The organism is Geodermatophilus sp. SMS 5-13 (assembly GCF_059428245.1).
The window spans coordinates 4,959,300-4,982,472 of sequence record NZ_CP165729.1 but is presented as its reverse complement, the minus strand read 5'-3'; the positions used below and the strand labels follow the sequence as shown (position 1 = coordinate 4,982,472).

General features: G+C 71.7%; 17 protein-coding genes. 13 read left to right on the top strand and 4 right to left on the bottom strand.

The genetic code is table 11. The features are described 5' to 3' along the window. Positions 1–27: 27 nt before the first annotated feature. The 13 genes from AB3388_RS24100 (at position 28) to AB3388_RS24040 (ending at position 19,459) form a co-directional block, all read left to right on the top strand. Positions 28–1,179 (top strand): ABC transporter ATP-binding protein, encoded by a 1,152-nt coding sequence (locus AB3388_RS24100; protein ID WP_495407849.1) that lies wholly within the window; start codon positions 28–30, stop codon positions 1,177–1,179. Next, positions 1,176–1,991 (top strand): MlaE family ABC transporter permease, encoded by an 816-nt coding sequence (locus AB3388_RS24095; protein ID WP_495407847.1) that lies wholly within the window; start codon positions 1,176–1,178, stop codon positions 1,989–1,991. Before AB3388_RS24100 ends, AB3388_RS24095 begins: the two co-directional genes overlap by 4 nt. Then, positions 1,991–2,857 (top strand): MlaE family ABC transporter permease, encoded by an 867-nt coding sequence (locus tag AB3388_RS24090; protein ID WP_495407846.1) that lies wholly within the window; start codon positions 1,991–1,993, stop codon positions 2,855–2,857. The genes AB3388_RS24095 and AB3388_RS24090 overlap by 1 nt, the downstream gene beginning before the upstream one ends. A gap of 7 nt (positions 2,858–2,864) precedes the next feature. After that, positions 2,865–4,244 (top strand): MCE family protein, encoded by a 1,380-nt coding sequence (locus AB3388_RS24085; RefSeq protein ID WP_495407845.1) that lies wholly within the window; start codon positions 2,865–2,867, stop codon positions 4,242–4,244. After that, the gene (locus AB3388_RS24080; protein ID WP_495407844.1) at positions 4,241–5,293 is read left to right on the top strand and encodes an MCE family protein; all 1,053 of its coding nucleotides are present in this window, start codon (positions 4,241–4,243) and stop codon (positions 5,291–5,293) included. Before AB3388_RS24085 ends, AB3388_RS24080 begins: the two co-directional genes overlap by 4 nt. Further along, positions 5,293–6,324 carry an MCE family protein gene (locus AB3388_RS24075; RefSeq protein ID WP_495407843.1) on the top strand — a complete coding sequence of 344 codons (1,032 nt, stop codon included), beginning with the start codon at positions 5,293–5,295 and terminating at the stop codon, positions 6,322–6,324. The genes AB3388_RS24080 and AB3388_RS24075 overlap by 1 nt, the downstream gene beginning before the upstream one ends. Beyond that, a complete protein-coding gene (locus tag AB3388_RS24070; protein ID WP_495407842.1) occupies positions 6,324–7,565 on the top strand; it encodes an MCE family protein in 1,242 nt (413 codons plus the stop codon). The genes AB3388_RS24075 and AB3388_RS24070 overlap by 1 nt, the downstream gene beginning before the upstream one ends. Next, the gene (locus AB3388_RS24065) at positions 7,562–8,806 is read left to right on the top strand and encodes an MCE family protein (RefSeq protein ID WP_495407841.1); all 1,245 of its coding nucleotides are present in this window, start codon (positions 7,562–7,564) and stop codon (positions 8,804–8,806) included. Before AB3388_RS24070 ends, AB3388_RS24065 begins: the two co-directional genes overlap by 4 nt. Continuing rightward, positions 8,803–10,074 carry an MCE family protein gene (locus AB3388_RS24060; protein WP_495407840.1) on the top strand — a complete coding sequence of 424 codons (1,272 nt, stop codon included), beginning with the start codon at positions 8,803–8,805 and terminating at the stop codon, positions 10,072–10,074. The genes AB3388_RS24065 and AB3388_RS24060 overlap by 4 nt, the downstream gene beginning before the upstream one ends. A 53-nt stretch (positions 10,075–10,127) precedes the next feature. After that, on the top strand, positions 10,128–10,766 hold the full coding sequence (locus AB3388_RS24055; protein ID WP_495407839.1) for an Rv1363c family protein: 639 nt from the start codon (positions 10,128–10,130) through the stop codon (positions 10,764–10,766). 5 nt (positions 10,767–10,771) lie between these two features. Next, positions 10,772–11,566, top strand: a complete 795-nt coding sequence (locus AB3388_RS24050; protein WP_495407838.1) for a hypothetical protein — start codon at positions 10,772–10,774, stop codon at positions 11,564–11,566. A gap of 387 nt (positions 11,567–11,953) precedes the next feature. After that, positions 11,954–15,463, top strand: coding sequence for a DNA-directed RNA polymerase subunit beta (gene rpoB / locus AB3388_RS24045; RefSeq protein WP_495407837.1), 3,510 nt, complete (start codon positions 11,954–11,956; stop codon positions 15,461–15,463). Positions 15,464–15,553: 90 nt separating this feature from the next. After that, positions 15,554–19,459: a DNA-directed RNA polymerase subunit beta' gene (locus tag AB3388_RS24040; protein WP_495407836.1), complete on the top strand. Its 3,906-nt coding sequence runs from the start codon at positions 15,554–15,556 to the stop codon at positions 19,457–19,459. Positions 19,460–19,605: 146 nt separating this feature from the next. Here AB3388_RS24040 and AB3388_RS24035 read toward each other — a convergent pair whose 3' ends face one another. The 4 genes from AB3388_RS24035 to AB3388_RS24020 form a co-directional block, all read right to left on the bottom strand. Next, on the bottom strand, positions 19,606–20,277 hold the full coding sequence (locus AB3388_RS24035; RefSeq protein ID WP_495407835.1) for an SIMPL domain-containing protein: 672 nt from the start codon (positions 20,275–20,277) through the stop codon (positions 19,606–19,608). 2 nt (positions 20,278–20,279) lie between these two features. Beyond that, complete coding sequence (locus AB3388_RS24030; protein ID WP_495407834.1) at positions 20,280–21,320, bottom strand: LLM class F420-dependent oxidoreductase; 1,041 nt, start codon at positions 21,318–21,320, stop codon at positions 20,280–20,282. A gap of 59 nt (positions 21,321–21,379) precedes the next feature. Next, on the bottom strand, positions 21,380–21,604 hold the full coding sequence (locus AB3388_RS24025; RefSeq protein WP_495407833.1) for a hypothetical protein: 225 nt from the start codon (positions 21,602–21,604) through the stop codon (positions 21,380–21,382). Between the two features lie 66 nt (positions 21,605–21,670). Continuing rightward, positions 21,671–22,633, bottom strand: a complete 963-nt coding sequence (locus AB3388_RS24020) for a hypothetical protein (protein WP_495407831.1) — start codon at positions 22,631–22,633, stop codon at positions 21,671–21,673. Positions 22,634–23,173: the final 540 nt, after the last annotated feature.

The window sequence follows — 23,173 nt, the reverse complement described above, 5'->3', positions numbered from 1 at the left end:
CGGTGCAGCCGGAGCGGGAGGGGCAACGTGGGCGTCGCGGTCGAGGTCCGGGGACTGACCAAGTCCTTCGGCAGCCAGAACATCTGGAGCGACGTCACGCTCACCCTGCCGCCCGGTGAGATCTCCGTCCTGCTCGGCCCGTCGGGCACCGGCAAGTCGGTGTTCCTCAAGTCGCTGGTCGGCCTGCTCAAGCCCGAGCAGGGCTCGATCGTCATCGACGGCACCGACATCGTGCGGGCCGGCGAGCACGACCTCTACGAGATCCGGAAGCTGTTCGGGGTGCTGTTCCAGGACGGCGCGCTGTTCGGCTCGATGAACCTCTTCGACAACATCGCCTTCCCGCTGCGCGAGCACACGAGGAAGAGCGAGACGGAGATCCGCGGCATCGTCCTGGAGAAGATGGAGATGGTCGGTCTCCAGGGCGCCGAGGGGAAGCTGCCTGGGGAGATCTCCGGCGGCATGCGCAAGCGCGCCGGCCTGGCCCGGGCCCTGGTCCTGGACCCCGAGATCATCCTGTTCGACGAGCCGGACTCCGGCCTCGACCCGGTCCGCGTCGCCTATCTCAACCAGCTGATCGTCGACCTCAACGCCCAGATCGACGCGACCTTCCTCATCGTCACCCACGACATCGGCACCGCCCGCACGGTGCCCGACAACCTCGGCCTGCTCTTCCGCCGGAACCTGGTCATGTTCGGCCCGCGCGAGCAGCTGCTCACCAGCCAGGAGCCGGTCGTGCGGCAGTTCCTCAACGGCCGGCGCGAGGGCCCGATCGGCATGAGCGAGGAGAAGGACGTCGCCCAGGTCGAGGCGGAGATGGCGGCGCTGGAAGCCCGGGGCGGCGACGCGCACAACGGCGTCGGTCCCAAGGGCGCGACCGGCGGGGACGCCGTCCCGCCGCAGCTGGATCCCTCGCCCGGGCTGCCGGAGCGCCAGGCGCAGCGGCGCCGCCAGGAGCGCGTGGCCCGGATGCTGCACGAGTTCGACGAGGACACCGCCGAGGCGATCCGCACCTCGCTGCCCGTCGACCTGCTCGCGCACGTCGACGCCGGCAGCTTCCTGCCCGCGCAGGGCTCCCGCGGACGGCACTGGGCGCCCGAGCCCGAGCCCGACGCCGTCCCCGAGCCCGAGCCGGCCGCCGTCGGCACCCGGTGGTGGGCCCGCCCGCGAGGCGAGGAATGACGGCCACCGGCAAGCCCAAGGCCCCCGGCCTGTTCGACGGCAGGTTCTCGCCGACGCGGCCGCTGGCGGCCAGCGGCAACCTGTTCGCCTTCGCCCTCGACACCCTCCGGGCGCTGCCGCGGCGGCCGTTCCAGCTGCGCGAGTTCGTGCAGCAGACCTGGTTCGTCGCCAGTGTGACGATCCTGCCGACGGCGCTGGTCGCCATCCCGTTCGGCGCGGTCATCGCCCTGCAGCTGGGCTCCCTGACGCGGCAGCTGGGCGCGCAGTCGTTCACCGGGTCGGCGGCGGTCCTGGCGGTGCTGCGCGAGGCCAGCCCGATCGTCACCGCGCTGCTCATCGCCGGAGCCGGGGGCTCGGCGATCTGCGCCGACCTGGGCGCCCGCAAGATCCGCGACGAGATCGACGCCATGGAGGTGCTGGGCATCAGCCCGATCCAGCGCCTCGTCGTGCCGCGGGTGCTCGGCGCGATGATCGTCGCCGTCCTGCTCAACGGCCTGGTCAGCGTCGTGGGCGTCGCCGGCGGCTACTTCTTCAACGTCATCCTCCAGGGCGGCACGCCCGGCGCCTACCTGGCGTCGTTCAGCGCGCTGGCCCAGGTCGCGGACTTCTGGACCGGGGAGATCAAGGCGCTGATCTTCGGGGCGATCGCCGCGATCGTCGCCGCCTACAAGGGGCTGCGGGCCGGCGGCGGCCCCAAGGGCGTCGGCGACGCGGTCAACCAGTCCGTCGTCATCACGTTCCTGCTGCTGTTCGCGGTCAACTTCGTGATCACGGCGATCTACTTCCAGCTCGTGCCGCCGAAGGGGCAGTGATGGCCCTTCTGTCGCCCACGGACCGGCTGCGGGTCCGGCTCCGCCGGCTCAAGCGGGTCTACCGCACGCCGCTGGCCTCCCTCGAGGACCTGGGCGACCAGCTGAGCTTCTACGGCCGGGCCCTGGCGTGGACGCCGCGCACGCTGCGCCGCTACAAGAAGGAGACCGTGCGGCTGCTGGCCGAGGTCACCTTCGGCACCGGCGCGCTCGCGGTCATCGGCGGCACGGTCGGCGTCATCGCGTTCCTGTCCTTCTTCACCGGCACCGAGGTCGGGCTGCAGGGCTACGCCGCCCTCGACCAGCTCGGCACCTCGGCGTTCACCGGGTTCCTCTCGGCGTACTTCAACACCCGCGAGATCGCGCCGCTGGTCGCGGGCCTCGCGCTGTCGGCCACGGTCGGCTGCGGCTTCACCGCGCAGATCGGGGCCATGCGGATCAACGAGGAGATCGACGCCCTCGAGGTCATGGGCGTGCCCTCGCTGCCGTTCCTGGTGACGACGCGCATCGTCGCCGGCTTCATCGCCGTCGTCCCGCTCTACGTCCTGGGACTGCTGACCAGCTACTTCGCCACCCGCACGATCGCGACCCAGGCCTACGGCCAGTCGGCGGGGACCTACGACCACTACTTCAACCTCTTCCTGCCCCCGCAGGACGTGCTGTGGTCGTTCGTCAAGGTGCTGGTCTTCTCGGTCGTGATCATCCTGACCCACTGCTACTACGGCTACCGGGCCAGCGGCGGGCCGGCGGGCGTCGGCCTCGCGGTCGGCCGGGCGGTGCGCTTCTCGATCGTCGCGGTGAACGTGATCGACCTGTTCCTGTCCCTGGCCATCTGGGGCTCCACCACCACCGTGCGGATCGCGGGGTGAGCCGGCGATGACGTCGACGCGGGCCATGACCGTCCGCCGCCGGCTGCAGGGCGTGGCGTTCCTCGTCGTCCTCGCGGCCCTCCTCGGGCTGTCCGTGGCGATCTACGGCAAGGCGTTCACCGACGTCGCCACCGTGACGCTGCAGGCGGACACGGCCGGCAACCAGCTGCAGGAGGCCTCGGACGTCAAGGTGCGCGGGGTCATCGTCGGCGAGGTGCGCGACGTCCGGGCCGACCTGGACGGCGCCACCATCGAGCTGGCCATCGCGCCGGAGCACCTCGCGCAGATCCCGGCCGACGTGACCGCGCGGCTGCTGCCCAAGACCTTGTTCGGCGAGCGCTTCGTCAGCCTGGTCCCGCCGGAGAACCCGTCGTCCCGGCCGCTGGCCGACGGCGACGTCATCGGCCAGGACCGCACCGAGAACGCCATCGAGCTGCAGCGGGTCATCGACGACCTGCTGCCGCTGCTGCAGGCGGTGCCGCCGCAGGACCTCTCCTACACCCTCGGCGCGGTCGCCGACGCGCTGCGCGGCCGCGGTGACTCGCTGGGGGAGAACCTGGCGACCGCCGGCAGCTACGTGGGCCAGGTCAACACCGTGCTGCCGCAGCTGCAGGCCGACATCTCCGGCATGGCCGACGTCGCCGACACCTACGACTCGGCCGCCGACGACCTGCTCGCCGTCCTGGACGACCTGGCCGTCACCAACACGACGATCGTCGACCAGGCCGAGCAGCTGCGGCGCACCTTCACGGTCGGCGGCCGCTCGGCGACCACGGCGGCGCAGTTCCTGGAGAGCAACGAGCCGAACCTGATCTCGCTGGCCGCGACCTCGCTGCCGGTGCTCGGCGTCTTCGCGAAGTACTCGCCGGAGTACCCGTGCCTGCTGAACGGGCTGGCCCGGTTCGACCCGATGATCACCGAGGCCTTCGGCGGGGACGGCGACCCGGCGCTGAACCTGAACATCTCGGTGACCCTGCCGCCGCGCAACCCGTACGTGCCCGGGGACCAGCCCGCCTACGCCGACCGGTCCGGGCCCGACTGCCAGGGCCTCGACGACGTCGACGCGCTCATCGCGGCGGCCGCGCAGGGCGAGTACTACTGCCCGACGCCACCGGCCGACGGCGTGGACTCCGCCGACAGCCCCACGTCCGGCAACCCGCGCTGCCTCGGCGGCTCCGGGCCGGACGACGTCCCGGCGGGCGCGGGCGACCCCAACCCGGCCGCCGGCCGGTCGGTGGGCCTCGCGCTGGCGGGCTCCACCGCGGAACTGGACTTCGTGAAGAACATCCTCGGCTACCAGACCGGGCTCGCCCCGGGCGAGGTCTCGGACCTCTCCGCCACCACGCTGGCGCCGCTGCTGCGGGGGACGCAGGTGGTGCTCCAGTGAGAGGACTTGCCGGGCCGCTGACCAAGCTGGCGGTCTTCGCGCTGGTCACCGTGCTGGCCAGCTACGTGCTCGTCACGACGATCACCAACGCCGGCTACGGAGACCAGCTGACCTACCGCGCCCAGTTCACCGACGTCGCCGGCCTGGTCGAGGGTGACGAGGTCCGCATCGCCGGCGTCCGCGTCGGGCAGGTCACCGGGATCGGGCTGGCCGAGGGTACGGACGACCCGGCCGCCGAGGTGGAGCTCGAGGTGGCGGAGGACGTGCCGCTGCCCGCCGCGGTGGAGGCCACCATCCGCTACCGGAACCTGGTCGGCCAGCGCTACGTCGCGCTCACCGAGGGCCAGGGATCGGCGGGGCGGAACCTGCGGGAGGGCGCGGTCATCCCCGTGGGCCGCACCCATCCGGCGCTGGACCTGACCACCCTGTTCGGCGGCTTCCGGCCGCTGTTCCAGGCGCTCTCGCCGGCCGACGTCAACCGCCTCTCGTTCGAGATCATCCAGGTGTTCCAGGGCGAGGGCGGCACGGTGCAGAGCCTGCTGTCGCACGTCGCGTCGCTGTCGTCGTCCCTGGCCGACAAGGACGCGGTGATCGGCAGCGTCATCGACAACCTGACCACCGTGCTGGGCAGCGTCGCGGCGCGCGACCAGCAGCTGTCGGACCTGATCGTGAGCCTGCAGCAGTTCGTCACCGGCCTGGCGGCGGACAAGGACGCGATCTTCGACTCGCTGCAGACCATCGACACCCTCGCCGACACCACGGCCGGGCTGCTGGTCCGGGCCCGCCCGCCGCTGACCGCCGACATCGAGCAGCTCGGCGCCCTCGCCGGCAACGTCGCCGACTCCGGCGACGTGCTGGAGGGCTTCCTCCAGCTGGCGCCCACCAAGATCGACCTGATCACCCGCACCGCGGTCAACGGCAGCTGGTTCAACTTCTTCATGTGCGGCGCCTCGGGCTTCGTCGTCCTGCCGGGCACCGGGCCGGACACGACCAACGGGATCACCGTGCCGGCCGGCGGCCTGAACAGTGGAGAGGCGGGGTGCGGCTGATGGCTCGTCGATCCACGCCGTTCCGCGACCGCAACCCCGTGGTCATCGGGGCGATCAGCCTGAGCGTGATCGCGGCGCTGGTGCTGCTCGCGTTCAACGCGCAGTCGCTGCCGCTCATCGGTGGCGGCACGGTCTACCGGGCCCAGTTCTCCGAGGCCGCCGGGCTGCAGCCCGACGACCCGGTCCGCGTCGCCGGCGTCAAGGTCGGCAAGGTCGAGGGCCTGTCGCTGGAGCACGGCGCGGTCATGGTCGAGTTCCGGGTCAAGGACGCCTTCGTCGGCGACCGCTCCGAGGCGGCCATCAAGATCGAGACGGTGCTCGGTGCCAAGTACCTCGCGCTGGTGCCGCGCGGCGCGTCGGCGCTCGACCCGGACCAGCCGATCCCGCTGGAGCGCACGGCCTCGCCCTACGACGTCGTCGAGGCCTTCGCCGACCTGTCGACGACGATCGACCAGATCGACACCGCCCAGCTGGCCGGCTCCTTCGAGGTGCTCTCGCAGACCTTCGCCGACACCCCCGACGAGGTGCGCACGTCGCTCGCGGGGCTGTCCCGGCTGTCGGACACGATCGCCTCCCGCGATCAGCAGCTGCGCGACCTGCTGGCCGCCACGTCGCGGGTCACCCAGGTGCTCGCCGACCGCAACGGCGAGTTCACGAAGCTGATCGTCGACTCGAACACGCTGCTGCAGGAGGTGCAGGAGCGCCGGGCACTGATCGACGCGATCCTCACCCACACCCAGGAGCTGGCCACCCAGCTCTCCGGCCTGGTCGCCGACAACCGGGCGGTGCTCACGCCGGCCCTGCAGCAGCTGTCGACGGTCACCGACATCCTGTCCCGCAACCGCGCGGCGCTGGGGCAGACGGTGGCCAACCTGGCCCCGTTCGTCCGCGTCTTCACCAACACCCTCGGCAACGGACGCTGGTTCGACAGCTTCGTCGAGAACCTGATCCCCGGCGTGCTGGGCTCGGCCGTCTGCGGCGGCGCGGCGCAGACCCCGGTGCCGGTCGGCTGCGGCACGGGGGGCAACTGATGACCGGCACCCTGCAGCGGGGCATCGCGATCGCCTCCGCCGTCGTCCTGCTCGCCGCGATCGGCTGGACGGTGCTGCGCCCGGTGGGCTCGTACCGGGTGACGGCGTACTTCGACCAGGCGGTGGGCCTGTACGAGGGCTCCGACGTGCGCATCCTCGGCATCCCGGTCGGCACGATCACCGCCGTCGTCCCCCAGGGCGGCCGGGTGCGCGTGGACATGGAGATCGAGGACGACTACGACATCCCGGCCGAGGCCGACGCGGTGATCCTCGCGCCGTCGCTGGTGTCCGACCGGTACGTGCAGTTCGCGCCGGTCTACGACGGCGGCGCCACGATGGCCGACGGCGCCACGGTCCCGCTCGAGCGCACCGCCACCCCGGTCGAGCTGGACGAGGTCTACGGCGCCCTGGACGACCTGTCCGCGGCGCTCGGCCCGACCGGCGCCAACGAGGACGGCGCGCTCTCGGACCTGATCGACACGGGCGCGGCCAACCTCGACGGCAACGGTGCTGCACTCAACTCCACGCTGACCGGCTTCTCGCAGGCGGTGCGCACCCTGGCCGAGAACCGCGACGACCTGTTCTCCTCCCTCGACAACCTGCAGACGTTCACGACGGCGCTGGCCACGGTCGACACCCAGGTGCGCCAGTTCAACGACAACCTCGCCGGGGTGGCCGACCAGCTCGCCGGCGAGCGGGAGGACCTCGCCCGGGCCGTCGATCTGCTGACCCAGGCCCTGGGGGACGTCGCCGACTTCGTGCGGGACAACACCGCGCTGCTCACCGGCAACGTCGACAAGCTCGCCGACGTGACGCTGACCCTGGTGCAGCAGCGGCAGGCGCTGGCCGAGGTGCTCGACGTCGCGCCCGCGGCCCTGGGCAACCTGGCGCACGCCTACAACCCCGACTACGGGACCCTCGACACCCGCGACAACTCGCTCGGCTCCACGAACGCCGACGTGATCGTCTGCCAGATCCTCGCGCAGGCGAACCGGCTGGAACTGCCGGCCGGGCTGGACCTGGACGATCCCCTGCAGGTGCTCGGCCTGCCGCCGACGGAGCGGATCTGCGCCCGGCTGCTCTCCGGGGACGCCGACGCGAACGGCGTGCTCGACGACCTCGACGGCAACGGGGTGTCCGACCTGCAGGAGCTGCTGACCTCGGTCTTCGGCGGGGGCAGCGGTGCCGCCACGGCCGGCAGCCGGCTCCCGGGGCTGCCCGCGGTGGGAGGCCGGTCGTGAACCGCCGCGTGAGCGCGCTCGCGGCCGGGCTGCTGCTGCTCTCCGGCTGCGGGTTCCGCGGCGCGTACTCCTTCAGCCTGCCCGGCGGCGCCGACGTGGGGGACCAGCCGTACACGGTGCAGATCCAGTTCGCCGACGTCCTGGACCTGGTGCCGCAGTCCGGCGTCCGCGTCGCCGACGTCCCGGTCGGCCGGGTCACCGACATCGAGCTGTCCGACGACTGGACGGCGGTCGTCACCGTCACCGTCAACGGGGACGTCGACCTGCCGGCCAACGCGGTGGCGATGATCGGTCAGTCCTCGCTGCTGGGGGAGAAGTACGTGGAGCTGGCCGCGCCGGGCAGCGAGCCCGCGCGGGGGCGGCTCGAGGACGGGTCGCTGATCACCCTGGACCGGACCAACCGCAACGTCGAGGTCGAGGAGCTGCTCGGCGCACTGTCGCTGGTGCTCAACGGCGGCGGCCTGGCCCAGCTGCAGACGATCACCCACGAGCTCGGCGACGCCATGCAGGGCCGGGAGGACGAGCTGAAGGACACGCTCGACCAGCTCGACACGTTCATCGGCGGCCTGGACGACCAGCGCGCCGAGATCGGCCGGGCGCTGGACAGCGTCAACGCGCTCGCGGCGAGCCTGGCCGAGCGCACCGGCACGATCGAGACCGCGCTCGACACGATCGGCCCCGGGCTGGACGTGCTCAACCAGCAGGAGGACCTGCTGGTGTCGATGCTCGACAGCCTGGCCCGCCTCGGCGACGTCGGGACCCGGATCATCAACCAGGCCGGGCAGGACACCGTGCAGGACCTTCAGCTGCTCCAGCCGATCCTGAGCCAGCTGGCCGCGGCCGGCTCCGACCTGACGGGCTCGCTGGATCTGCTGCTGACCTATCCGTTCCCCGCGAGCTCGCTGTCCGCGCTGAACTACCGGCCCGACTCGCGCACCGGCGGCTACGGCCTGTTCACCAACATGACCGCGACGCTGAACATCGACCTGCGCGAGATCCTCTGCCGCTACGCCGTCGACCCCGTCACCGGCGCATTGAAGATCGAGCCGCAGGAGCTGGTCGGCGACACCTGCGGCCAGGTCGGCTCCCCGCCGGGCAACCAGCCGCGGACCCCCACCACCGCGACCGCGCTCAGCCTGCCCGGGCTGCCGGCCGATCTCGTGGGCAGCGTCGTCGGGGGTGCCGCTGGCGGCGCGACCGGGCTCCCGGGCCTGCCGGGCATCCCGGGAGGCACGCCGTGATCACCCGCGGGACCAAGCTCAAGCTGGTCGCCTTCCTCGCCCTCGCCGTCCTCGGTATGGCCTACCTCGGCTTCAACTACGTCGGCCTGGACCGCGTGCTGCTCGGCACCGGCTACGACGTCGCGGCGGACTTCGCGGACTCCGGCGGCATCTTCGTCAACGCCGAGGTCACCTACCGCGGCGTCTCCGTCGGCCGGGTCACGGACATGCAGCTCACCGACGACGGCGTCCGCGTGACGCTGACCATCGAGCCGGACAGCACGCCCATCCCGGCCGACGCGCGGGCGGTCGTGGCCAACCGCAGCGCGGTGGGGGAGCAGTACGTCGACCTGCGCCCGGACGACGACGACGGGCCGTTCCTCGCGGACGGCTCGGTCATCCCGCAGAGCCGGACCGCCATCCCGATCCCGGTGGAGCAGCTGCTGCTCGACGTCGACCAGCTCGTCGGCTCGCTGGACGTCGAGGACCTGCGGACCGTGGTCGACGAGCTCGGCAAGGCCTTCGCCGGGGCCGGCGACGACCTCGGCCGGCTGATCGACAACGGCGACCTGCTGCTGGCCCGCGCCGAGCAGTCGCTGCCGCAGACCCTGCAGCTGATCACCGACGGGCAGACCGTGCTCGAGACGCAGGTGGCCAGCCGCTCGGCGATCCAGGACTGGGCGGCGAACCTGCGCCTGGTGTCGGACACGCTGGTGGAGATGGACCCCGACCTGCGCACCCTGGTGGTCAACGCGCCGGACGCCGGCGACGCCCTGCAGGAGCTGGTCGACAACGCCGGCCCGGGCCTGGGCTCGCTCGTGCGCAACCTCGACATCCTCAACGGGGTCACCATCCCCCGGCTGGACGGCGTCGAGCAGATGCTGGTCACCTACCCCGACGCCGTCTCCGGTGGCTTCAGCGTGGTCCGCAACGACGGCGGCACCATGCGGGCGCACTTCGGGTTCGTCCTCAACGCCGGCGACCCGCGGGCGTGCACCAGCGGCTACGTCTCCACGGGGCAGACCCCGAGCCCGGGCGCCGTCTCGAGCGTGGACACCGACGGGGTGCGCTGCGCGGTGGTGAACGGGGCCGACCCGAACCCGGGTGACGGGGTGGACGAGTCGGGCTCCGACATCCGAGGCGAGCAGAACATCGGCCGCAGCGGCGGCGTGGGCTCGCCCGGCCCGCAGGGCGGGCTCGCCCAGGGCGGCGAGGTGGTCACCGGGATCGTCGACGACGTCCTCGGCGGGATCTTGTCCGCCACCCCCTTCTCCCGCTCGATCGGGTGATCGTGGCCGAACGGGCAGGCCGGGTGCAGGAAACGACCGAGAGGATGACAGAGGTGACGAGCGAAGCGCGCGGGCGCGCGCTGGCCGAGGACGACGCCGTCCCCGGCGCCGTGGACGAGCGGATCCCGGACGTCGAGCCGGTGGTGCTGCGCCGCCGGCGGGGTGCCGACGACGATCCGGCGGAGGAGCCGGCCGGAGAGGACCGCCGCGCCCGGATCTCCTTCCCGCTGGTCCCCGTGCTGGCCGTGCTGCTCGTGCTGCTGCTTGGCGCCGCGGGGTGGCTGTGGGCCACCCGGCCCGCGCCGTCGTCCATCACCACCGGGGACTACGTCGACGTGCTGCAGGCCGCCCGCTCCGAGGTGGTCGACCTGACCTCGTTCGACTACGTGACCCTCGACGAGGACATCGAGCAGGCCCGCCGGATCACCACCGGTGACCTGCGTGACGAGGCGGTCGCCCAGCTCGACGACAACCGGCAGCAGCTGACCGACACCGAGGCGGTCGTGCAGACCGAGGTCGTCGGCGCCGCAGTCACCCGGGCCGACGCGGAGCACGGGACGGTGCTGCTGGTGATCCAGTCGACCCAGAAGACCAACGCCGACGAGCAGGCCCAGGTGATCCGCTACCGGATCCAGGCCGAGCTGACCGACGTCGACGGCCGCTGGCTGCTCTCCGGGCTGACGGGGCGGTGAGGGACGTGCCCGAGACCCCCGACGAGCGCCCCCGCCCGACTCCGCGGCCCCGGCCCGGCGCCGCCGTCCGCCCCAGCCCCCGCCCGCGGGTGGCCGGCAGCCGGCGGGACCGGGACGACGCGGCGTCCCGCGCGGTGCCGATGCCGCGCACCCGCCCGGCCCGGCCGGCCCCGGCCCGCGCCGACGAGAAGGCGCCGATGCGGGCCCCGAAGCCCGCCGCCCGGCGAACGGCGCGCTCCGCGGGCGCGGCCGAGCAGCCGCGGCGGGGCGGTGGCCGGGCGCTGGCCCTCGTCCTCGCCGTCCTGTGCCTGCTCGCGGCCGCCGGTGCCGGCTACCTTTACTGGCAGCGCACCTCGCCGCGCTACGTCTCCGCCACGGTGCTCGACGCCACCCGTGACGGCATCGAGGCGATCTACGCCTTCGACTACCGCGACTCCGAGGGCAGCGTGCAGCGCAAGCTCGACGTCCTCACCGGCGACCTGCGCGACCAGTACCGGACCGACCTGTCGCAGGGCGGGATCATCGACACCTACGAGCAGGTCTCGGCGACCACCAGCTACGAGGTGCTCGACGTCGGGCTGCAGCAGATCAACGACGCGCAGGACGCGGCCACCCTGGTCGTGTTCGGCCGGTACGTGGTCAAGTCCGTCAACAGCGGGGACCAGCCGGCGCCCGACGGCTCGGAGTGCGAGGTCACGCCGGAGGGCGCGCAGGCGTGCACGCAGACCGTCCAGGTGCACGTCGTCCGCGTCGACGGGGACTGGAAGATCAGCGAGCTGACGGTCCTGACCACCAGCTGACGCGGCGGGGCGGGCGGCGGAGCAACCAACAAGTAGCGGCGTGGCAGTGCCCAAGCGGGCCCGAGCCTGGCATCATGGCTCCCACGAACGGCCCGGCGAGCCCCTGCTCGGCGGATCCGCTGTCGTTCCGGGTGTGGCGCTCGTCGCGTGCCGGCCCCCCGACGTGGACAGCGTGCGCCAGCAGGGGTAGGGTCTCCTGTTGCGCTGCCCCCTGACTGCCTGCCCGCTACTGACGGGTCACATGTGGTGCCCGGGATCCTTCCCGGACCCCCGGATGACCCCCTGGTGCAGGACGGACGCGGACAGCCCCGCCGTTACCGACTTTCGACCCAGGACGAAATCCCGCACCCACCGGCCGCACGTCGTGAGTCCTTGGAAGGACGCATCTTGGCAGGCTCTCGCCCCACCAGCATCAACCCCAGCACCACCGAGTCCGGCACCACCCAGCATGACCCCGAGGTCCCTCAGTCCGGTACGCACACCGGTGAGACCGACCTGCAGAAGATCCCCGGCGCTCCGCTCCGGGTCTCCTTCGCCAAGATCCACGAGCCCCTCGAGGTGCCCGATCTGCTGGCGCTGCAGACCGCCTCCTTCGACTGGCTCATCGGCAGCCCGGAGTGGCGGGCCACCCTCTCGCCCGAGGAGCAGGCCGGCGCCGTCGGCGGCCTGGCCGAGATCCTCGAGGAGATCAGCCCGATCGAGGACTTCAGCGGCTCGATGTCGCTGTCCTTCTCCAACCCGCGCTTCGAGGACGTCAAGGCGTCGCTCGAGGAGTGCAAGGACAAGGACATGACCTACGCGGCGCCGCTGTTCGTCACCGCCGAGTTCATGAACAACACCACCGGCGAGATCAAGAGCCAGACGGTGTTCATGGGCGACTTCCCGATCATGACGAACAAGGGCACGTTCGTCATCAACGGGACCGAGCGCGTCGTCGTCTCGCAGCTCGTCCGCAGCCCGGGCGTCTACTTCGACAAGGCCCTGGACAAGACGTCGGACAAGGACGTCTTCAGCGCCAAGGTCATCCCCAGCCGCGGTGCGTGGCTGGAGTTCGACGTCGACAAGCGGGACACCGTCGGCGTCCGCATCGACCGCAAGCGCCGCCAGCCGGTCACCGTGCTGCTCAAGGCCCTCGGCTGGACCGAGGACCGCATCCGCGAGCACTTCCAGTGGTCGCCCACGGTCCTCGCCACCCTCGAGAAGGACCACATCGCCGGGCAGGACGAGGCGCTGCTGGACATCTACCGCAAGCTGCGGCCGGGCGAGCCGCCGACGCGGGAGAGCGCCCAGGCGCTGCTGGAGAACCTCTTCTTCAACCCGAAGCGCTACGACCTGGCGAAGGTCGGCCGCTACAAGGTGAACAAGAAGCTCGGTGTCGAGGTGCCGCAGAGCACCCTGACGCTGACCGAGGACGACATCGTCGCCACCATCGAGTACGTCGTGCGGCTGCACGCCGGCGAGCCCGACCACGGCGTCGACGACATCGACCACTTCGGCAACCGGCGCCTGCGCACCGTCGGCGAGCTGATCCAGAATCAGATCCGGGTCGGCCTCTCCCGCATGGAGCGCGTCGTCCGCGAGCGGATGACCACCCAGGACGTCGAGGCGATCACGCCGCAGACCCTGATCAACATCCGGCCGGTCGTCGCCTCCATCAAGGAGTTCTTCGGCACCAGCCAGCTGTCCCAGTTCATGGACCAGACCAACCCGCTCGCGGGCCTGACCCACAAGCGCCGCCTGTCGGCGCTGGGCCCGGGTGGTCTGTCCCGTGAGCGGGCCGGCATGGAGGTCCGCGACGTGCACCCGAGCCACTACGGCCGGATGTGCCCGATCGAGACGCCGGAAGGCCCGAACATCGGCCTGATCGGCTCGCTGTCGGCCTTCGGCCGGGTCAACGCCTTCGGCTTCATCGAGACCCCGTACCGCCGGGTCGAGAACGGCGTCGTCACCGACCGGATCGACTACCTGACCGCCGACGAGGAGGACCGCTTCGTCGTCGCCCAGGCGAACTCGCCGCTGGACGCCCAGGGCCGCTTCGCCGAGGACCGCGTCCTGGTCCGCACCAAGGGCGGTGAGGTCGACTACCTCGCCCCGGAGAACGTCGACTACATGGACGTCTCGCCGCGGCAGATGACCTCGGTCGCGACGGCGATGATCCCGTTCCTCGAGCACGACGACGCCAACCGCGCGCTCATGGGCGCGAACATGCAGCGCCAGGCCGTGCCGCTGCTCCGTTCCGAGGCGCCGCTGGTCGGCACCGGCATGGAGCTGCGCGCCGCGGTCGACGCCGGCGACGTCGTGGTGGCCGAGAAGGCCGGTGTGGTCGAGGACTCCACCGCCGACTACGTCACCGTCATGGCCGACGACGGCACCCGGCAGACCTACCGGCTGCTGAAGTTCCGCCGCTCGAACCAGGGCACCTCGATCAACCAGTCCCCGGTCGTCGAGGAGGGCCAGCGGGTCGAGGTCGGCCAGGTCATCGCCGACGGGCCGTGCACCGACCAGGGCGAGATGGCGCTGGGCAAGAACCTGCTCGTCGCCTTCATGCCGTGGGAGGGCCACAACTACGAGGACGCGATCATCCTGTCGCAGCGCCTCGTGCAGGACGACGTCCTGTCCTCGATCCACATCGAGGAGTTCGAGGTCGACGCCCGCGACACCAAGCTCGGCGCCGAGGAGATCACCCGGGACATCCCGAACGTCTCCGAGGAGGTCCTCGCCGACCTCGACGAGCGCGGCATCATCCGCATCGGTGCCGAGGTCGTCCCCGGCGACATCCTCGTCGGCAAGGTCACGCCCAAGGGCGAGACCGAGCTGACCCCCGAGGAGCGGCTGCTCCGGGCGATCTTCGGTGAGAAGGCCCGCGAGGTCCGCGACACGTCGCTCAAGGTCAAGCACGGTGAGTCCGGCAAGGTCATCGGCGTCCGCGTGTTCTCCCGCGAGGACGGCGACGAGCTGCCCGCCGGCGTCAACGAGCTGATCCGGGTCTACGTCGCCCAGATGCGCAAGATCTCCGACGGCGACAAGCTCGCCGGCCGCCACGGCAACAAGGGCGTCATCTCGAAGATCCTGCCGCAGGAGGACATGCCGTTCCTCGAGGACGGCACCCCCGTCGATATCGTCCTGAACCCGCTCGGCGTGCCCGGCCGCATGAACGTCGGCCAGGTGCTGGAGACCCACCTCGGGTGGGTCGCCAAGTCCGGCTGGCAGGTCGAGGGCGACCCCGACTGGGCGAAGAACCTCCCGGTGACCGCGCACTCCGCCGCCCCCGGCACGCGGACCGCGACCCCGGTGTTCGACGGCGCCAAGGAGGAGGAGATCGTCGGCCTGCTCGGCTCGACGATCCCCAACCGCGACGGCGAGCGGATGGTCAAGGAGACCGGCAAGGCGCGGCTGTTCGACGGCCGCTCCGGGGAGCCCTTCCCCGAGCCGATCTCGGTGGGCTACGTCTACATCCTGAAGCTGCTGCACCTGGTCGACGACAAGATCCACGCCCGGTCCACCGGCCCCTACTCGATGATCACGCAGCAGCCGCTGGGTGGTAAGGCGCAGTTCGGTGGCCAGCGCTTCGGTGAGATGGAGTGCTGGGCGATGCAGGCCTACGGCGCGGCCTACGCGCTGCAGGAGCTGCTGACCATCAAGTCCGACGACATCCTCGGTCGCGTCAAGGTCTACGAGGCGATCGTCAAGGGCGAGAACATCCCCGAGCCGGGCATCCCCGAGTCGTTCAAGGTGTTGCTCAAGGAGCTGCAGTCGCTCTGCCTGAACGTCGAGGTCCTCTCCGGCGACGGGCAGGCGATCGAGCTGCGCGACACCGACGACGAGGTCTTCCGGGCCGCGGAGGAGCTGGGCATCGACCTGTCCCGCCGCGAGCCGTCTTCCGTCGAAGACGTGTGATCCTCCGCCGGCCGGCCCCGGGTACCCGGGGCCGGCCGGCCACCCCACTTGGTCAAGACAGAGAACTAGCCCCTGAAAGGGGTCATCACTTTGCTCGACGTCAACTTCTTCGACGAGCTCCGCATCGGTCTGGCCACCGGCGACGACATCCGCCAGTGGTCGCACGGTGAGGTGAAGAAGCCCGAGACCATCAACTACCGCACGCTCCGTCCGGAGAAGGACGGCCTCTTCTGCGAGAAGATCTTCGGTCCCACCCGGGACTGGGAGTGCTACTGCGGCAAGTACAAGCGCGTCCGCTTCAAGGGCATCATCTGCGAGCGCTGCGGCGTCGAGGTGACCCGCGCCAAGGTGCGTCGTGAGCGGATGGGCCACATCGAGCTGGCCGCGCCGGTCACCCACATCTGGTTCTTCAAGGGCGTCCCCTCGCGCCTGGGCTACCTGCTCGACCTGGCGCCCAAGGACCTCGAGAAGATCATCTACTTCGCCGCCTACCTGATCACCACGGTCGACGACGAGTCGCGCCACCGCGACCTCCCGACGATCGAGGCCGAGATCAGCGCGGAGAAGCACAACCTCGAGTCCCGTCGCGACGCCGACGTCGAGGCCCGCCAGCAGAAGCTGGAGGCCGACCTGGCCGAGCTCGAGGCCGAGGGCGCCAAGTCCGACGTGCGCCGCAAGGTGCGCGAGGGCGGCGAGCGCGAGATGCGCCAGCTGCGCGACCGCGCCCAGCGGGAGATCGACCGCCTCGAGGAGGTGCTCGACACCTTCCGCAAGCTCGAGGTCAAGCAGCTCATCGCCGACGAGGGCCTCTACCGGGAGCTGCGCGACCGGTTCGGGGAGTACTTCGAGGGCGGCATGGGTGCCGCGGCGCTGCAGAAGCTGCTCGCCGACTTCGACCTCGACGCCGAGGCGGCCTCGCTGCGCGAGACCATCCGCACCGGCAAGGGCCAGCGCAAGCTGCGCGCGCTCAAGCGGCTCAAGGTCGTCGCGGCGTTCCTGCAGACCCGCAACTCGCCCATGGGCATGGTGCTGGACTGCGTCCCAGTCATCCCGCCGGACCTGCGCCCGATGGTGCAGCTCGACGGCGGCCGCTTCGCGACCAGCGACATGAACGACCTGTACCGCCGGGTCATCAACCGGAACAACCGGCTCAAGCGGCTGCTGGACCTCGGCGCGCCCGAGATCATCGTGAACAACGAGAAGCGGATGCTCCAGGAGTCCGTGGACGCGCTGTTCGACAACGGCCGCCGCGGCCGGCCGGTCACCGGCCCGGGCAACCGCCCGCTGAAGTCGCTGTCCGACCTGCTCAAGGGCAAGCAGGGCCGGTTCCGGCAGAACCTGCTCGGCAAGCGCGTCGACTACTCCGGCCGGTCGGTCATCGTCGTCGGCCCGCAGCTGAAGCTGCACCAGTGCGGTCTGCCCAAGCAGATGGCGCTGGAGCTGTTCAAGCCGTTCGTCATGAAGCGGCTGGTCGACCTCAACCACGCGCAGAACATCAAGTCCGCCAAGCGGATGGTCGAGCGCGCGCGTCCGGTCGTGTGGGACGTGCTGGAGGAGGTCATCACCGAGCACCCGGTGCTGCTCAACCGGGCGCCGACGCTGCACCGCCTCGGCATCCAGGCCTTCGAGCCGCAGCTGGTCGAGGGCAAGGCCATCCAGATCCACCCGCTCGTCTGCACCGCGTTCAACGCGGACTTCGACGGTGACCAGATGGCCGTGCACCTGCCGCTCTCGGCCGAGGCGCAGGCCGAGGCCCGCATCCTCATGCTGTCGAGCAACAACATCCTGAGCCCGGCCGACGGTCGTCCGATCACCGCGCCGACCCAGGACATGGTGCTGGGCCTGTACCACCTGACCACCCTGGTGGCCAGCCGCGAGGAGGCCGACGGCGGGGAGCCGCGCGCGTTCTCGTCGGCCGCCGAGGCGGTCATGGCCTACGACGCCGGGGCGCTGGGGCTGCAGGAGCGGGCCCACATCCGCCTCGACGAGGTGTTCGGCGTCGACAACGGCGCGGTCAACGAGCCGTGGGAGCAGCCGGAGGACTGGACGCCGGGCGGTCCCGCCACGGTGCTGACCAGCCTGGGCCGGGTGCTGTTCAACGAGGCCCTGCCCGAGGACTACCGCTTCGTCAACTACCAGGTGCCGAAGAAGGAGCTCGTGGCGATCGTCAACGACCTCGCCGAGCGCTACCCCAAGGTGCAGGTCGCCGCGACCCTCGACGCCCTCAAGGCGGCCGGGTTCCACTGGGCCACCCGCGCGGGCATCACGATCGCCATCGACGACGTGGTGACCCCGCCGGCCAAGCAGGAGATCCTCGACCGGCACGAGGAGGAGGCGCGCAAGATCGAGCGCCAGTACGAGCGCGGCGTCATCACCGACGCCGAGCGTCGTGGGGAGCTCATCGAGATCTGGACCCGCGCGCGGGCCGAGGTCAGCCAGGCGATGGTGGACAACTTCCCGACCACCAACCCGGTCTGGGTCATGGTCAACTCGGGCGCCCGAGGCAACATGATGCAGATCAGCCAGATCGCCGGCATGCGCGGCCTGGTGGCCAACCCGAAGGGCGAGATCATCCCGCGGCCGATCAAGGCCAACTTCCGGGAGGGTCTGTCCGTGCTGGAGTACTTCATCTCCACGCACGGTGCCCGCAAGGGTCTGGCCGACACGGCGCTGCGCACCGCGGACTCCGGTTACCTGACCCGCCGGCTGGTCGACGTCTCGCAGGACGTCATCATCCGCGAGGAGGACTGCGGCACCGAGCGCGGTGTCATCATGCCGATCGGCACCGTCGTCGACGGCCGGGTCACCCGTGACGCGCACGTCGAGACGAGCGTCTACGCCCGCTCCCTGGCCGCCGACGTGGTGGCCGAGGACGGCACGGTCATCGCCGAGGCCGGCGCCGACCTGGGCGACGTCCTGATCGGGCAGCTCATCGACAACCAGGTCGCCGAGGTCAAGGTGCGCTGCGTCCTGACCTGCGAGTCGCTGCTCGGCACCTGCGCCACCTGCTACGGCCGGTCGCTCGCGACCGGCAAGCTGGTGGACGTCGGCGAGGCGGTCGGCATCATCGCCGCCCAGTCGATCGGTGAGCCCGGCACCCAGCTGACGATGCGCACCTTCCACACCGGTGGTGTCGCGGGTGAGGACATCACCCACGGTCTGCCGCGTGTGGTGGAGCTCTTCGAGGCCCGCGTCCCCAAGGGCAAGGCCCCGATCGCCGAGCTGGCCGGCACGGTCCGCATCGAGGACGGCGAGCAGTTCCGCAAGCTGACCATCACCCCGGACGACGGCTCCGACGAGGTCGTCTACGACAAGCTGTCGCGCCGGTCGCGGCTGCGGGTCGAGGACGGCGCGCACGTCGAGGTCGGCGAGCAGCTCACCGAGGGAGCTGTGGACCCGCACGAGGTGCTGCGGATCATGGGCCCGCGCGAGGTGCAGCTGCACCTGGTCCGCGAGGTCCAGGAGGTCTACCGCAGCCAGGGCGTGTCGATCCACGACAAGCACATCGAGGTGATCATCCGGCAGATGCTCAAGCGGGTGACCATCATCGACTCGGGCGCGACGGAGTTCCTGCCCGGTGCGCTGGTCGAGCGGACGCTGTTCGAGACCGAGAACCGCCGCGTCGTCGCCGAGGGCGGCGAGCCGGCCTCGGCCCGCCCGGTGCTCATGGGCATCACCAAGGCCTCGCTCGCGACCGAGTCGTGGCTGTCGGCCGCCTCCTTCCAGGAGACGACCAAGGTGCTCACCGACGCCGCGATCCAGGGCAAGAGCGACAGCCTGCTCGGGCTCAAGGAGAACGTGATCATCGGCAAGCTGATCCCGGCGGGTACGGGCATCAGCCGCTACCGGAACATCACGGTCGAGCCGACCGAGGAGGCCCGCGCCGCGGTGTACACCATGGCCGGCTACGACGACGGGCAGTACTACAGCCCGGACGTCTTCGGTCAGGGCACCGGCGAGGCCGTGCGCCTGGAGGAGTACGACTGGCGCGGCTGAACGCCGTAGCGCAGGAGGGCCCCGCGACCGTCAGGTCGCGGGGCCCTTCCGCGTTCTCCTGGCGGCCACGATCAGCTCAGCTGATCGCAACGGTTCCTGGCTCACGGTGTGACGTGAGCCAGGAACCGTTGCGGTGAGCCAGGACGTCAGCCGAACTCCGGCTGGGTGGCCGTGAAACGGGCCTCGACCGTCGCGGACACCGTCTGCGGCACCGGCTGCACGTCGAACGTGACCTCGTCGGCCACGCTGTCGTGCGCGGCGGTGCGGAACATCGCCGCAGGTGCTGCCGCGAACGTCTCGGGCCCCGACATCCCGACGTCGGCGATCTCCACCAGGCCGGTCAGCCGAGCGCCGGCCGCGGCGGCGTACTCCTCGGCCCGCCGCCGGGCGTCGCGGACCGCCTCGGTGCGCGCCCGCCGGTAGGCCTCGCTGTCGGGCCGCAGCGCCCAGAAGGGACCGGTGAGGGCCACCATGTCCCGGTCGGCGAGCCGCAGCAGCAGGTCGCCCAGCACGCCGAACTCCACGACGGTCGCGGTCACCTGCACACCGGCCAGGTAGCCGGTCACCCGCTCGCGCGGCTTGCCGTCCTTGAACTGCGGCCGCACCCACACGGCCCCGGCCGCCACCGACTCGACGGCCGGGCCGTACGCCTCGAGCGCCGTCCGGACCTCGTCGGTCCGCCGGGTCAGGTCACGCAGGGCCTGCGCCCGGTCGGCGGACCGGCCGCCGACCGAGACGCTCACCCTGGCCAGCTCCGGCGGCACGTCGGCGGTCCACGAGCCACGGACGGCGACGGTGGCGGGGGCCTGCTCGGCCACGGTCAGCCGGCCAGGCGGCGCATGGTCTCCACGGTGCGCAGGCGGCCCTCGCGGCTGCCGTCGAGCGGTTGCAGCGCCAGCGTGGTGACGCCGGCCGCGTCGAAGGCGGCGATCCGCTCGGCGACGTGCCCCTCCGGCCCGATCAGCGACACGGACCGCACGAGCTCCTCCGGCAGCGCGGCCGCGGCCTCGTCCTTCTTGCCGGACAGGTAGAGGTCCTGGACCTCCTTGGCCTCCTTCTCGTAGCCGTAGCGGCAGGCCAGGTCGTTGTAGAAGTTCTTGCCCCGCGCGCCCATCCCGCCGACGTAGAGCGCCAGGTGCGGGCGCACCTGGTCGTGCAGGTGGTCGACGTCGTCGCCGATCGCCACCGGGACGCCGACGACGATCTGCAGCTCCCCGAGCGACGCGTCGCGCTTGGCCTTGCCCGCCGCCAGGGACTCGCCCCAGACGTCGCCGGCCTTCTCCGGCTGGAACCAGATGGGCTGCCACGCCTCGGCGATCTCGGCCGCCAGCTCGACGTTCTTGGGACCGAGCGCGGCCAGCATCACCGGCACCCGCTCGCGCACCGGCGTGTTGATCAGCTTCAGCGGCTTGCCCAGCCCGGTGCCCTGGCCGGCCGGCAGCGGGACCTGGTACTTGGCGCCCTCGTGCACGACCCGCTCGCGCCGCCACACCTGCCGGCAGATCTCGACGACCTCGCGGGTGCGCTGCAGCGGCGCGTCGTAGGGGACGCCGTGCCAGCCCTCGATCACCTGCGGCCCGGAGGCGCCGAGGCCGAGGATGAACCGGCCGCCGGAGACGAAGTCCAGCCCGGCCGCGGTCATGGCGGTCAGCGTGGGGGTGCGGCTGTAGATGGGGAAGATCGCGCTCATCAGGTCGACGCGCTCGGTCACGGCCGCGAGGTAGCCGAGCTGGCTGACCGCGTCGAAGGTGTAGACCTCCGACACCAGCGCGACGTCGAGCCCGGCGGCCTCGAGGTCACGGATCTCCGCCGCGGTCTCCTGGAAGCCCCCGCTGTAGCTGGCCTGGATGCCGATGCGCACGTGCACTCCTCCGGTCGTCGGCGCCCTGGTCGGCGCCGTCCGCGACCGTAGTCGCCCGCTCAGAGCGCCCGGACGCCCCCGACGACCTCGGTGACCACGCGCACGCCGTCGATGTCCCCGGGGACGCGGCTGGCGGCTCCGGCGTCGGCCAGGTCCACCTTGACCACGTAGCCGGTGTCGCGGCGAGCGAGACCGATCCCGACGACGCCCGGCTCCGCGGCCAGCTGCGCGGCGAGCGTGCTCTTCGCGGCGCGCGCCGTCGCTCGGTCGGTCACAGCAGCCATGGTGCCCCGTCGGGGCGTTCCAGGACAGCCGGACCGGCCAGTTCCGCCCGACCGAGGGGGTACGGATCAGGCAGCAACCCATTCGACGCCGAGGGTCTCGACCACGGTGGCCAGGGGGTTGGCGAACGTCACGCCGCCTCCCGCGCTGCCACCCTCCTCGCTGCCGGCGAACAGCAGGCCCAGCGGCGCCCGGTCGGAGCTGCGCCAGATCACCGACCCGCTGTCCCCGCCGGCGCTGAAGGCACCCGTCAGACCCTCGATCTCGATCTGGTCGTCGAAGGTGTGCAGCGCCTCGTCGTACTGCACCCTCACCCCGTCGACCTCCACCGCGGAGATCCGCCCCCTGGTGTGCCCCGTGGTGCGCCCGACCTTCTCCACGAGGTCATCGGGGTCGATGTCGGCAGCCGCGGCCACGACGCCGGTCAACCGGCCGCCGGGGAGGTCCCCCGGGGTGGCGGACACGCCGTCGTCGAGCACGGCGACCGCGGCGTCGACGAGGTTGCGCCGCTCGCCGGTGAAGCGCCGGAAGGCGGCCAGGGTGCCGATCCGGTCGGCGGCGTCCCCGCCGTCTGCAGGACCCGGCTGGAGGACGGCGTCGCCGATCTCCGCCGCGTCGCTCGCCGCCAGCACGTGATTGTTGGACAGAATGGCCAGCCGGCCGCCGAGCCGCACGAAACCGCCCAGGGTTCCCGCCGTGACGGAGGAGTGGGCCACCGAGAGCCCCGGCCGCAGGGGACGCACCCGGCGCTGGAGGTCGGCGGGAGCGGGGGACGACAGCGCTCTGACCGGACCGATGATGCGCACGTCGAGCTGGGCCTCGGCGGCCGCTCCGAGGTCGGGCAGGAGCGCCGCGTCGGCCGGTTCCCCGAGCCGCACCGCGACCCGGGCCCGGCCGGCACCGGCCGGCGCCAGCCCGACCGCCACCCACGGGCGGCGCCCGGGCTCACCCGCCCGCTGCGCGACGGGGGGCACGGCTCGGAGGAACGCCAGGATGCGCATCTTCAGTTCGCGCGCGGTATCGGGGTGCATCGTGGCCTCCGAATGCAATCCGTGTCCCTCGAAGCACTCAACGTAGTTCGGGGGTAGGACAGTTGCGCGCAGGTTCCCCCGAGCGGTGGACACGGCACATCGGCCGCCGGGGGTACCGTCCAGGCTGTCCCGGAGAGCCACGGCACACCGGGAAGAGGTCCGGGAGGCCGGCTGTTGTCTCCCGTGCGACCAGCGCTGCGTCGGTGTGACGAAGGGCCCCCTGTCGACTTGGGGACCCGGTTTGCACCGGTCTTCGCGGCGCGGGTATCGTGGTCAGCCGTGCCCAGGGTGCCCTGGGCCTGCTCCCGTTCGCGGTGCGCCTGGGTGGCCGGAGGATCGCTCCTCCTGACACCGGGGTCCACCTCCCGGCCGAGTGCCGGGGGTGGCGACGCCGAGTCGCGAGGGGCGACCGAGTCCGGTCCGTCGACAGCGGCCGGCTCCGGGGAAGGGCGACACGCCCGACCGCGTGGGTCGGACGGTGACTGACGACCTGGACCGGGGTAGGCCCGAACAGGGCCGGCACCACCGAGCACGACAGCA